General features: G+C 53.7%; 11 protein-coding genes. 6 read left to right on the top strand and 5 right to left on the bottom strand.

Annotation, left to right across the window (positions count from 1 at the left end):
• The first annotated feature begins 8 nt into the window (after positions 1-8).
• A complete protein-coding gene (locus tag CWE12_RS10080; protein WP_126789588.1) occupies positions 9-605 on the top strand; it encodes a LemA family protein in 597 nt (198 codons plus the stop codon).
• Positions 606-627: 22 nt separating this feature from the next.
• On the top strand, positions 628-2,499 hold the full coding sequence (locus tag CWE12_RS10075; RefSeq protein ID WP_157981961.1) for a M48 family metallopeptidase: 1,872 nt from the start codon (positions 628-630) through the stop codon (positions 2,497-2,499).
• Here the strand turns inward: CWE12_RS10075 and CWE12_RS10070 are convergent.
• Positions 2,471-3,454, bottom strand: coding sequence for an alpha/beta hydrolase (locus CWE12_RS10070; RefSeq protein ID WP_126789586.1), 984 nt, complete (start codon positions 3,452-3,454; stop codon positions 2,471-2,473). The genes CWE12_RS10075 and CWE12_RS10070 overlap by 29 nt on opposite strands.
• Positions 3,455-3,556: 102 nt before the next feature.
• Between CWE12_RS10070 and CWE12_RS10065 the strand changes: the two genes are divergently transcribed.
• A complete protein-coding gene (locus tag CWE12_RS10065) occupies positions 3,557-4,312 on the top strand; it encodes a ferredoxin--NADP reductase (protein WP_126789585.1) in 756 nt (251 codons plus the stop codon).
• 134 nt (positions 4,313-4,446) lie between these two features.
• A complete protein-coding gene (locus tag CWE12_RS10060; protein WP_126789584.1) occupies positions 4,447-5,304 on the top strand; it encodes an ABC transporter substrate-binding protein in 858 nt (285 codons plus the stop codon).
• A 9-nt stretch (positions 5,305-5,313) separates the two neighbouring features.
• On the opposite strand, the gene CWE12_RS10055 is transcribed toward CWE12_RS10060, so the two are convergent.
• From CWE12_RS10055 to CWE12_RS10040, 4 genes are all read right to left on the bottom strand, one after another.
• Positions 5,314-6,261 carry an ATP-grasp domain-containing protein gene (locus CWE12_RS10055; RefSeq protein ID WP_126789583.1) on the bottom strand — a complete coding sequence of 316 codons (948 nt, stop codon included), beginning with the start codon at positions 6,259-6,261 and terminating at the stop codon, positions 5,314-5,316.
• A gap of 57 nt (positions 6,262-6,318) precedes the next feature.
• Entirely contained in the window at positions 6,319-7,206 is an 888-nt protein-coding gene (locus tag CWE12_RS10050) for a patatin-like phospholipase family protein (protein WP_126789582.1), read from the bottom strand.
• A 79-nt stretch (positions 7,207-7,285) separates the two neighbouring features.
• Complete coding sequence (locus CWE12_RS10045) at positions 7,286-8,857, bottom strand: methyl-accepting chemotaxis protein (protein WP_126789581.1); 1,572 nt, start codon at positions 8,855-8,857, stop codon at positions 7,286-7,288.
• 129 nt (positions 8,858-8,986) lie between these two features.
• Positions 8,987-9,871, bottom strand: a complete 885-nt coding sequence (locus CWE12_RS10040; RefSeq protein WP_126789580.1) for a LysR family transcriptional regulator — start codon at positions 9,869-9,871, stop codon at positions 8,987-8,989.
• Between the two features lie 147 nt (positions 9,872-10,018).
• On the opposite strand from CWE12_RS10040, the gene CWE12_RS10035 reads away from it, so the two are divergent.
• Positions 10,019-11,149 (top strand): S-(hydroxymethyl)glutathione dehydrogenase/class III alcohol dehydrogenase, encoded by a 1,131-nt coding sequence (locus CWE12_RS10035; RefSeq protein ID WP_126789579.1) that lies wholly within the window; start codon positions 10,019-10,021, stop codon positions 11,147-11,149.
• A 25-nt stretch (positions 11,150-11,174) separates the two neighbouring features.
• Complete coding sequence (gene fghA, locus CWE12_RS10030) at positions 11,175-12,017, top strand: S-formylglutathione hydrolase (protein ID WP_126789578.1); 843 nt, start codon at positions 11,175-11,177, stop codon at positions 12,015-12,017.
• Positions 12,018-12,040: the final 23 nt, after the last annotated feature.

Genomic DNA, 12,040 nt, shown 5'->3' with positions numbered 1-12,040 from the left:
GTACCGTCATGTCTATTGCAGCCTGGGTTCTTATCGCCATTGCCGTTATTCTGGTATTTTGGCTTGTTCGGATATACAACCAGTTAGTCTCGTTAAAGAACCGCTTCAAAAATGCATTTGCGCAAATTGAAGTTCAGCTTAAACGACGTCACGACCTGATCCCCAATCTGGTTGAAACGGCCAAAGGCTACCTAAGCCATGAGCGGGGCACACTGGAAGCGGTCACCGAAGCTCGTAATCAGGCCACCTCTGCGTTGCAACAGGCATCTAAAGCACCGGGTGACAAAGCCGCGATGGGCGCCCTGAGTGGCGCTGAAGGACAATTAACCAGTGCCTTAGGCCGGTTGAATGTGGTGATGGAAGCCTACCCGGATCTGAAAGCCAGCCAAAACATGCAGCAACTCAGCGAAGAACTGACCAGTACCGAAAACCGGGTCGCGTTCTCACGCCAGGCATACAATGACGCCGTCATGACCTACAACACCTATCGTCAGTCATTTCCACAGGTTGCCATTGCTGGCATCGTAGGCCATGGCGAAGATGCGAGCCTGCTGGAATTTGAAGACAGCGAGCAAATTCAGCAAGCACCTAAGGTGTCGTTCTAAAACAGGCTAACTCATGAGTGCTATGAATTTTTTTCATCATCAGGATGTCGCCCGACGCAATACCCGACTTTTAGGCATTTTATTTACCCTCGCTGTGGTGTTGCTGGTCAGTCTGGTTGCGGTGCTGGTGTCTTACTTTCTGGGCGGTATTCAATACCAGGAAACAGACGCCTACACGCAGACTGGCGCAGACTGGTATCTGGCATGGGATGTCATTATTGCCTCCGCGGGCGTCGCTTTATCGGCGATTGGCTTTGCGGTGTTATACAAATGGATGGTATTACGGCCCGGCGGCAAAGTAGTCGCAGAGCAATTGGGCGGACGCCGGTTAAGCCCTGATAGCAGCGACCCGCTTGAGCGTAAAGTGCTCAATGTGGTGGAAGAAATGGCCATCGCGGCCAATATGCCGGTGCCTCCGGTGTACCTGCTCGACCAGGAGCCAGCCATCAATGCCTTCGCTGCCGGTTACAGTCCCCGCGACGCGGTAATTGGGATTACCCGGGGCTGCGCAGAAAAGCTGTCCCGGGCTCAGTTGCAAGGCGTGATAGCGCACGAAATTGCGCATATTCTGAATGGCGATATGCGCCTTAATATTCGTATCATTGCGATCCTCAACGGTATTTTGTTTATTTCTCACGCTGGCTATCTGCTGTTGCGCTTTGGCGCCCTTGGCGGTCGCCGCAGCGATGGCAAAAATGCGGCGTTACCTTTGCTAGGCCTGGGCTTACTGATACTAGGTGGGATCGGCGTTCTGTTTGGCAATGTGATTAAAGCCGCAGTAAGCCGCCAACGCGAATACCTGGCTGATGCGTCAGCTGCTCAGTTCACCCGCGAACCAGAGGCGCTCGCAGGTGCACTGCAACAAATTGGCGTAGCGCAAAAGCGTGGTTCAGGTAGCAAAGTGGAAAGCCCGAATGCGGATGAAGCCAGCCACCTGTTTTTCAGTCAGGCTGTTGGTAAATTCATGTCAGTGATGGCCACTCACCCGCCACTGGGCGACCGCATAAAAAGGCTTATGCCACAGTGGGACGGCAACTACCAGGCGAACGCGGAAGCGCGTCCGGATATACTAGCGAAAGAATCGGATCAGAAAGCAACCTCGCAGGCGTTTGTCGAACGACTTACCGCGATGGCGGTTGCCTTCGACCTGCCGGAAGATGTCGTTGCCGATGCCCGCGATCCGGAACATGCTAAAGCACTGGTCCTGACGTTACTGCTCAGTGAGGATGAAGCAACCCGTACTCAGCAGTTAGCGCTGTTGAATGAGCGGGTCTCGGACGTGCTATACGACGATGTGGTGGCCCACATCGACAGCATTAAAGCGCAGCCGATGGAGCAACAACTACCAATGACCGAACTGCTCATGCCGGCATTGAAAATGATGGACAGCCGCAGTGCAGATCGCTTCTTACAAACCATGCAGGCGGTTATTGACGTTGATGCCAAAGTCAGCCTCTACGAGTGGTGCCTCTACCAGGTAGTCTGGCGCTATCTGAAAGGAGAACATGCACGCAACGAACTGAACGTGCGCGGCTACAAACGCCGTCGCCAGCATGATGCCAAATTAACCTTATCGGTGCTGGCCCACTATGGCCACCAAGAGGATCAAGCAAGTGCTAAAGCATTTCGTCAGGGGGCTGACCTGTTTGCCGCCGATCTCGACAGTTACCCCGCCGATATGCTTAATTTCAGCGACTTAAGCGATTCACTAACCCGTATTGACCAATGGCAGGCGCTTGAAAAAGAACGCCTGGTCAATGCCTGGGTTGCCTGTGCTCAGGCGGACGGGACTATTAATCCGGTCGAGCAAAAATTGCTATTTACCTTGTGTGCCTGCATCGGTGAGCCGTTACCAGAGCTGCCTGCTATTCAGTCACCACAGGCTCCGGCTTAATCAACGCAGTTAAAGCCGCCAACACCTGGTTGGCGGTTCGCTGCGGATCTTCCTGCATAAAACAATGACCGCCCTCAAGCCAATGCAAGGTGACCCGATCCGTCATCCTTTGCCAGCGCTGCAGCGAGCCGCGGACAAAGGGGTATGTCTGTAACCCAGCCCACACATCCGTGGGCACCGCCAGTCGTTTGCTGATGTAAGGCCAAAGGCCTCGCGCGTAAGAACTGAAAATTTCAGCTTCCCGGTCAGGCGAGCATTTAAGTTGCCATTGTCCGTCCGCGCCTTGATGCATGGCGTGTTTAACGTAGGCACGCAACGCATCATCCTGCCAGCCTTTAAACATACCGCGCTGGTGCAATCCTGCGTAGGCGGTTGCTTCATCCGGCCATACACTGCGCCGCTTACGCGCACGTTTTGCGTACGGGTTGAGCTGGTAAAGATGCAATCCGCTAAGCACTCTCATCGGCAGCAGCATGCGCCGTGGAAAAAGGATCGGGTCGAGCAGGATCAAACGGTCAAACAGATGCGGCTGAAGCTGGCTCATCAATAGTGTCAGAATACCGCCAAAACTGTGACCCATACCAATCACAGGAACGGCCCCGTAGGTCGGCTTTACTATCCGCGCTGCCACTTCAACCGCCAGCTCAGCACTTTCATTCCAGCCGACAAAACGGCCACCTTCATCACTGTCACCGTGGCCTTGGGCATCGTGCAGGAAAATATCGAAGTAAGGATACAGCGCCTGCAGCAACGGCAAATAGGTCAGCCCGGAGTAACTATTACCATGAATGAAGTGCACCACCGGCAGGCCACGCGGCCGGGTGTGCTGGCCGCGTAAAGTAAATCCGTACTGGCTCTGGAACTGCCAGGGTACCCAGTCAAGCAGCAACTGGTCTGCCAAATCCGTTGGCTGAGAATCGCCTTTTTCCTTACCCTGAGCCTCGTTGCTGCGCATATTGCTACCTTTTGTCTGTTGTAAATCGGCGCCAGTAAAGGCCTAATATACGCCAATCATGAGAATAACAGCAAAAGCTGTCGTCCAACGTTGAGGAATTTGATGAGCACCTGGATGGAAACCACGGTTGAGAGTGTCAGGCACTGGCACTCCGGTTTACTAAGTTTGCGGATCAACAGCCCGCACTTTAGCTTTAAAGCGGGTCAGTTCGCCCGTATTGGCTTGCCTGGCAGCGATGGTGAGCCGCTGGCGAGAGCGTACTCGATGGTCAGTGCGCCGGGCACAGACACACTCGAATTCGTTATCGCCGTGGTCCCCGACGGCGACCTCTCGCCGCGTCTCGCTAAGCTTCAGGCCGGCAATCAGATACTTCTTAACAGCCACCCCAGCGGCTTCTTTACGCTTGACCACGTCCCCGAAGGGGAAACCTTATGGTTACTGGCAACAGGCACAGGGATCGGCCCTTACCTGTCGATCCTTAAAGGTGAACAGGTGTGGCAGAATTTCCGCCAAATCCGTCTCGTTCATGGTGTCCGCAGCTCGGCTGACTTGTGTTACCGGGACTGGTTGCAGGCGCTGCAGCAGGAAAAGCCGCAGCAGTTTTATTACCAACCGGTGTTGAGCCGCGAGCACCATCAACATCAGCCGACCATTCTGCACGGGCGAATCCCGGCGTTAATTGATTCAGGTGAACTGGAGCACGCCTGCAAAGCCGTCTTCAATTCACAAGCCCAGATTATGCTATGCGGTAACCCGGCGATGATTCAGGATGCGCGGACCGCGCTTAAAGCTAAGGGTCTGGAAAAGCACCTGCGCCGTAAGCCGGGCAATATTACGATGGAGCAGTACTGGGCGTAACATGGCAGCCAGCATTACAGGCAATCCGCAATTGACATGGAAAGCAACAAAATATATCAAATTAAATACCATTTGATATAAACAAAACGGCTTATTTTATTGCATTTTAGTTAACTGCCTTTTACATTGAAGCTATGAAACAGGTAAAAGTCGGATCATTCCTGCTGCTTGGCATAAGCCTGTTGCTTTCGGTTAGTCAGGCCGGCCAGCAACTGAGTCAGTCGCAGCAAAGTTACAGTCTTCACTGGGCGCTAAATACAGCGCCTCCGTTTCATATTGTCGAAGGTCCTTATCAGGGACAAGGGATTTGTGACAGTCTGATGCTAGCCGTCGAGGATGCCTTACCGGAACGCCGTATGTCGCGAATCGTCATGCCTCAAACCCGAATTGGGGTGCAATTCAAGCGCAATGTGAATCAATGCTTCCCCTGCATGATCCATCGCGCTAACAGCATGACGGCACCCACCTGGTTTAGTGACCCTACACATACCTACCAGCCCCACGGCATTATTACCCGGCCAGAGACAGCTGTCCGGCTGCGGCAACTGTTCGGTGATCCCGTGGTTCTTGAAGAGTTACTGCAAAGTAATGACTATCGGCTTGGCCACCCCGCTGGCCGCCGCTATGGGGAGCTGCAAAACTTACTCGATATGCATGAAGGGCAGAGCAGTTATCGGGTGATCCGTACCGGCGAGAATGCCACTACGGCCGTGTTGGAAATGATCCTCGCGGGCCGCGTCGACTACACCATTGATTACCAGGGGTTATTAGCCTACCACCAGCGAACCAGCGGCGATCCGCTGGAGTTTATCGAAATTGCAGAAACCAGCGGCCAGAGTGTTATTGGTGCCATTGGTTGTACCAATAATGCCTGGGGTCGGGCCCTTATCAACGAGATAAATCAGCAACTGCCGGATATCCAGCGCGACCCTCGTTTTATCGAGAGCCTGCGCCTGTGGTCTGAAAGCAGTGTTCAGATCCCGTTTCTCTAACCTGCCTCCCTAACGAGCCAGGGCTATCAGGTAGTCTGCAACCGCTCCCATGCCTGTTACCCGACCACCTGCAGCCGCTTCTGCCGCCTGATTATAGTTGGTGTTGGTATTCACGTCGTACGCGTATACGTCGCCATACTTGTCTTCGATAAGCTCAATACCAGCAATATCCACACCGCTATTACGCATAAACGTTTCCAGCTGACCAATAATAGAATGCCCGTGATAACGTTCACTAATCACAAACTTGGCGGGAGCTGCAGCGGATTCACCAACCGGACAAGCGGCATCATCAATTGCACAGATATCGGCCGGGCAGAGTTCAAAGCCACCGGTGGTATCAACCTGAACAGCATACACAAAACGTTGGCCGACAAACTCGCAACGGGTAATAAAGGGGGCAGCGCTTTGGATATAGGCCTGCAGTAGCCAGATGCCATCCAGCGGTTCATGGTAATCAGGCCCTTCAACAAACTGTTGCAGCGCACTGAGATCATCAAATTTGATCACCCCAAGGCCTTTCCCACCTCGGTTTGGCTTAAGTATCACTGGCCATTGAGCGAAGTCTTCTGCTGCTTTTGCGATCACGGACCGCCCCACCACAGCACGGGTTTTCGGTGTCCGGATGCCGGCTTTCTGCAACGCGGCATATTGCGAAAGTTTACAGGTTTCCAGATACAGTGCGCGGGTGCCATTCACGACCTGAACCTGGGAATCACCGGCATGTTCAAGCCAGGTTAGCGCCATCCGTGTTAACTCGGGAGCAAAACGATGCCCGCGGGTGTGCGAGGACGCGCTCATTCGGTTGTAATACACCCCTGGTTGCGGGTTTTTCTCAAACGCAACATAGTCCTCGTTAAGAAACCATTCCTGAACTTCAACCCCACGCTGGGCAAACTCAGCGCGCAAAGGGACTAGCCACTCTTCGTTCTCGTGCAATATAAAAATTGGTTTCATTAGGTCCTCATTGTGACTGGATGACGGGTGATTAGTCTCTGGCGGCACGTATACAACTTATGCATTAGCTGCCTGCAGTGCATCCTGCGCAAGCCTACCACTGCGTCGCCGACTAATAAATGCTTCAGCTGCTTTAACCCCTTGTTCATAACCACTTTGTAGTTTGCTGATATCCCGGGTGAAACGGGCGACGGGAAACTGTTCCGGGGGGTACAACTGATGAACCTGGCAGTCCGCCGGCGGTTGCTGCATGAATGCCAGAGCCTGATGGTATTTGCGCTCACAACGCAGGGCCGCGCCCAGTAGCCGTGGATGCTGGGACAGCAGTGGCTTGAGCATTCCCGGGAAGCGCAGCTGCTCGGTGCGGAACGACTCAGGCACCGAGCGGATAACGGTAATATCACGTGCACCCTGCTTGTATGCATAACGGACCGGAATAGAGTCTCCCAGGCCCCCGTCGGACATCGGCTCGCCCGCCACCGGGGGATGATCACGAAACACCACTGGCATGGCGCAGGAGGCGGGGAAGACTTCGTCCACATTGGCCGCATCGACTTTGTGGTACAACGGATGCCCTGTGCGTACGGATGTAGTCACCACCCACAACGGAATATTACGCTCGACATAGGTATCCACGTCCAGACTCAGCTCTTGCCGTGAGCGCTGCCACAACCAGCTGACATCACACAAATGACCGCCCCGCGCATAACGCGTGAAACTCATAAAGTCGGGACGACAGGCATGATCGGTCAGAATTTTATAACTCCGTCCATGATCACCTGTCAGATACGCAATGCCTGTAGTCGAACCAGCCGAAACGCCAATGACGAAGTCAAACGGATAATAATCCTGCTCGATAAAGGCGTCGAGGACGCCGGCGGCAAAAATGCCGCGCATGGCGCCTCCTTCTATAATTAAAGCTCGTTGCGGCTTGCTCGCGTGCATAATGCGTCCCTCCCTGCCTACTAGTATTGTTGATACTGGGAGTTATGCAAAAACGATCAGTGGTAACGTTTTGGTAAAGCTAGCCTTTCTGTAAGAAGCGCTGGATCAGCGCACGCAACTCATGCACCGTATCCTGCAACTGGGCGCTGGCATCGGCGGTTCCCTGTGCATTACTGCGTGCTTCTTCCGCACCATCCGCCATATCCGTAACTTGCTGCGAAATATGCTCGGCAACATTGCTTTGCTCTTCGACCGCCGCCGACATCTGCAGTGTGGTATCACTAATCGCAGACACCACCGCATCGATTTCCCGCAATGCCTGCTCCGTCTCGGCAACCATCTCAACCCCGCGTTTGGCCGAGCTCTCGCCATGCTCTGAAACTTCCACTGCATTGTCAGCCCGAGTACGTAAGGTACCGATAATGGTATGAATACGATCCGTCGATTCGCGGGTTTTACCCGCAAGCGCCCGCACTTCATCCGCCACAACACTAAATCCCCGGCCGTGCTCACCAGCACGCGCAGCTTCAATCGCGGCATTGAGTGCCAGTAAGTTGGTTTGATCCGCTATTTGAGTAATTAGATCAGCCGCCTGGCCAATTTCCTGGGTCGATTTCGAGACCTCATTGACCGTACTGACAATACTTTTTACTGCGTCATGCAGTTCGTTAATTGCCTGCATGGCAGCTTTCGCCCGGTCTGTACTTTGTTTAACGTACTCTGCAGCTGATTTGGCTTTTTCCGAATTCGCTTCGACATTGTCAGCGACTTCTTCGATGGACGCCGACATCTGATGAATCGCGGATGCAGCCTGCTGTGTGCTTTGATTCTGATTGTCGGTCAGGCGACTACTGGTCGCCGCCTGTTCTTTGGTGCTACTGACGACTTCCGCCAGCGACTCAGAAGCATCCGCGATTCGGGTCAAGCCGGTGCTCGCACGGGCCGCTTCGCTACGGGTCATCATTTCAACCTGAGCCTTACTACCGCCATCTTTTGAATAGGTATTAGCAACCAGCGCTTCAGTGAAGGCTTCGGGGCGTAACCTGAGCAGATCCTGATAGTCCTTTTCACTGCGCCAGCCCTGGGCAAGCAGAATCACCGCCGTTAAGGCCAGTAGCGTCAGCGCCATCGGAGCCCCGGCGAACGGCCACGCCAACAAAGCGGCTGCGACACCGGGCAACCACACCGGGCTGAATACCTGTGCGTAGTAACGCGCATACTGACGCCAGCTAAAGGGCTTCTTGCCAGCCCGCAAGCGACAATATACTTTCTCCGCCCGTTGCTTTTGCTCCTCGGTGGCATTGACCCGCACCGATTCGTAGCCAACCATATCTGACCCCTCAAACACGGGGGTCACATAGGCACTAACCCAGTAATGGTCGCCGTCTTTGCGGCGGTTTTTTACCAGGCCCATCCAGGGTCGGCCTCGCTGCAGGGTCTTCCACATATTTTCATACACACCAGGCGGCATGTCCGGATGACGGACCAGATTATGCGGCGCGCCCATCAGCTCGTCCTTGCTAAAGCCACTAACCTGCTGGAAGTCTTTATTAAAGAAACGGATCCGGCCTTTTAAGTCTGTCGATGAGATAAGACGTGCGGAGGGGTCAAATTTAAACTCGCGGCCAGTGACGGGGAGGTTGTTGCGCATGTGGGGCATATCCTTAATTGCTGAGGTGCTACCTGCTAGTAGGTATTGCTACTAGCAGGTATCGACAAACCAGTCGATAACCTTACCTAACATAGCCCTTTATTTACTATCAAGTGAATTACTATCAAGTCAATTTTTCGAACACTCATTCAGCTGGCTGCGTAAATGCTGCACCACCGCCCGGACCTTAGCTGACAGGTGGCGATTTTGCGGATACAGCGCCCAGATCCCGTCGTCGTCCTGGCGATAGTCATCCAGCGCGGATTGCAGAGTGCCCTGAGCTAGCGCCTCACTGACATAATAGTCAGGCAGTTGGGCCAGACCGAGCCCCTGTTCAGCGGCGTTAAGCAGCGCCAGACCACTATTGCAATGCAGCCGACGGCCGGGCTTGACCAGCACGCGTTTACCCGCCAATTGCAGCCGCCAGTTCTCAACCGTCCCCGCAAGCAACTGATGCTGCTTAAGATCGTCGGGATGCTGCGGTTTGCCGACGCGATTAAAATAGTCCGGCGCACCGACAATATAGTGGGTACGCTGGCCCAGGCGCTGGGCAATTAAGCTGGAGTCCTCAAGGTTGCCGAGTCGGATAGCAAGGTCATAGCGACCATGGATCAGATCTTCTTTGCGATTGGTCAGATGCAGCTCGAGTTCAACTTCCGGGTAATCCAGTAAAAAACGATTCAGTAGCGGTGCAATCCGGGTTTCACCAAAATAAACCGGCGCAGTAATACGCAGTAAACCTTGTGGGCGCGCCTGCAGATTACCCATCGCACGGTTGGCTTCGTCGAGCCCCTGCACCAGGTGCTGGCAATGCTGTAAATACAGATGCCCCTCTTCGGTCAGGCTGACTTTGCGGGTCGAGCGGTAAAACAACTTAACCGCTCGCCGGCGCTCCAGCTCGCTTACCGCGCGGCTAACCTGAGCTACCGACAAATCAAGCTGCCTGGCGGCGGCAGTAAAGCTGCCCTGCTCGGCCACCGCAACAAACTCACTGATACCCTGCCATTCGCGCATAGCGCCTCATTATTACGCTTTTAGTAAAAGTAAATTGCATTTTAGCAGGATTACTTAACTTAAGGTAAATAACTACAATGGGCTAAACTTAGTACCGTTTCGAGCAATCTGTTTGCTCTGATATTCGCTGTTTTGTAGGGAGTTAGCATGGATACCATTAAAACCCGCGCAGCCGTGGCCTGGGGCCCTGGCGAACCATTAAAAATTGAAGAAGTGGATTTACAGCCGCCAAAAAAAGGCGAAGTGCTGGTGCGTATTGTGGCCAGTGGTGTCTGCCACACTGACGCTTACACCCTCTCCGGCGCGGATCCTGAAGGCATTTTCCCATCCATTCTTGGCCACGAAGGTGGCGGTATTGTTGAAGCCATTGGCGAAGGCGTGACTTCTGTAGAGGTTGGCGACCACGTCATCCCGCTGTACACACCCGAATGCGGTGAATGTAAATTCTGTAAGTCAGGTAAAACTAACTTATGTCAGGCCATTCGTAGCACCCAGGGCAAAGGCCTGATGCCGGACGGCACCACCCGTTTCTCCAAAGACGGTCAGCCCATTTACCACTACATGGGTACCAGCACCTTTGCCGAACATACCGTAGTGCCTGAAATTGCCTTAGCCAAAGTCAGTAAAGACGCTCCACTAGAAGAAATTTGCCTGCTCGGTTGTGGTGTAACCACAGGTATGGGCGCGGTCCACAACACGGCGAAAGTTCAGCCCGGCGATACCGTCGCGGTGTTTGGTCTCGGTGGTATCGGTCTGTCCGTCATTATCGGTGCGGTACAGGCAAAAGCCTCACGGATTATCGCGATCGATGTCAACAATGACAAAGAAACCATTGCACGCCAGCTTGGTGCGACTGATTTCATCAACCCGAATGACTATGACAAACCCATCCAGGAGGTTATTGTCGAGCTAACCGACGGCGGCGTAGACTACTCCTTTGAGTGCATTGGCAATGTTAAAGTCATGCGTTCAGCGCTGGAAAGCTGCCACAAAGGCTGGGGCGAGTCCGTCATTATTGGCGTTGCCGGAGCTGGCGAAGAAATTTCAACCCGTCCATTCCAGTTGGTTACCGGCCGCGTATGGCGTGGCAGTGCCTTCGGTGGCGTCAAAGGGCGTAGCGAGCTGCCTGACTATGTACAGCGTTATCTGGCGGGCGAGTTTAAACTGAGTACCTTTATTACCCATACTATGGGCCTTGAAGATATCAATGAAGCCTTTGATTTGATGCACGAAGGCAAATCAATTCGCTCCGTTATTCACTTTGATCAGTCCCGTTAAGCGGTTACCAAAGAGGGGTTGAAGAATGAATCAGGCTATTGAAAAAGTAAGCAGTCAGCTGGCCTTTGGCGGTCAGCAGATCCGCTTCAAACACCAGTCGCAGGTACTCAACTGTGAGATGCAGTTTTCGGTCTATCTGCCGCCGCAGGCGGAGCATCGCGCAGTGCCAGCGGTATACTGGCTATCCGGTTTGACCTGCAATGATGAAAACTTTTCCAGTAAAGCAGGTGCTCAGCGCGTAGCCGCTGAGCTGGGCCTGGCGCTGGTTATTGCAGACACCAGTCCACGGGGTGAAGGCGTCGCCGACGACCCGAACGGGGCGTATGATCTGGGCCTTGGCGCCGGCTTCTATGTCAATGCAACCGAAGCACCATGGAAAGCCCACTACCAGATGTATGACTACATCGTCGATGAGTTACCAGCATTGGTTGAAGCCAACTTACCGTTGAACCAGCAACGCGCGATCTCCGGCCACTCGATGGGCGGCCACGGAGCCCTGGTGATTGGTTTACGGGAATCCAAGTTCAGTTCGATTTCGGCATTTTCACCGATTTGCCACCCGACCAGCTGTCCGTGGGGGCAAAAGGCATTTGGTAATTACTTAGGTGAGGATAAAGCCAGTTGGCGCCAATACGACGCGGCTCTGCTATTGCAGGAACGCTCGTCTGCACCGCCAATCATGGTCGATCAGGGTACTGCCGATAATTTTCTTGAGCAGCAACTCGATACCGAGGCACTGATTAAAGCCAACCAGCTTAGCGGCAGTGGTGCCCAGATCCGTTATCAGCAAGGCTACGACCACAGCTATTACTTTATCGCGACCTTCATTGAAGAGCATCTGCGCTTCCACGCCAGCAACCTGAACTGACGTGAAGCGCTGTACAGCGGAAC

Origin of the sequence: Aliidiomarina sedimenti (assembly GCF_003986955.1) — a bacterium.
GTDB classification, from domain to species: Bacteria; Pseudomonadota; Gammaproteobacteria; order Enterobacterales; family Alteromonadaceae; genus Aliidiomarina; species Aliidiomarina sedimenti.
This window is presented reverse-complemented; position numbering and strand designations above follow the sequence as displayed.

What these genes read in the sequence shown, in the direction of transcription:
- CWE12_RS10080 (WP_126789588.1), top strand. Translation starts at nt 9, where the DNA reads ATGTCTATTGCAGCCTGGGTTCTTATCGCCATTGCCGTTATTCTGGTA.
- CWE12_RS10075 (WP_157981961.1), top strand. Translation starts at nt 628, where the DNA reads ATGAATTTTTTTCATCATCAGGATGTCGCCCGACGCAATACCCGACTT.
- CWE12_RS10070 (WP_126789586.1), bottom strand. Translation starts at nt 3,454, where the DNA reads ATGCGCAGCAACGAGGCTCAGGGTAAGGAAAAAGGCGATTCTCAGCCA.
- CWE12_RS10065 (WP_126789585.1), top strand. Translation starts at nt 3,557, where the DNA reads ATGAGCACCTGGATGGAAACCACGGTTGAGAGTGTCAGGCACTGGCAC.
- CWE12_RS10060 (WP_126789584.1), top strand. Translation starts at nt 4,447, where the DNA reads ATGAAACAGGTAAAAGTCGGATCATTCCTGCTGCTTGGCATAAGCCTG.
- CWE12_RS10055 (WP_126789583.1), bottom strand. Translation starts at nt 6,261, where the DNA reads ATGAAACCAATTTTTATATTGCACGAGAACGAAGAGTGGCTAGTCCCT.
- CWE12_RS10050 (WP_126789582.1), bottom strand. Translation starts at nt 7,206, where the DNA reads ATGCACGCGAGCAAGCCGCAACGAGCTTTAATTATAGAAGGAGGCGCC.
- CWE12_RS10045 (WP_126789581.1), bottom strand. Translation starts at nt 8,857, where the DNA reads ATGCGCAACAACCTCCCCGTCACTGGCCGCGAGTTTAAATTTGACCCC.
- CWE12_RS10040 (WP_126789580.1), bottom strand. Translation starts at nt 9,871, where the DNA reads ATGCGCGAATGGCAGGGTATCAGTGAGTTTGTTGCGGTGGCCGAGCAG.
- CWE12_RS10035 (WP_126789579.1), top strand. Translation starts at nt 10,019, where the DNA reads ATGGATACCATTAAAACCCGCGCAGCCGTGGCCTGGGGCCCTGGCGAA.
- fghA (WP_126789578.1), top strand. Translation starts at nt 11,175, where the DNA reads ATGAATCAGGCTATTGAAAAAGTAAGCAGTCAGCTGGCCTTTGGCGGT.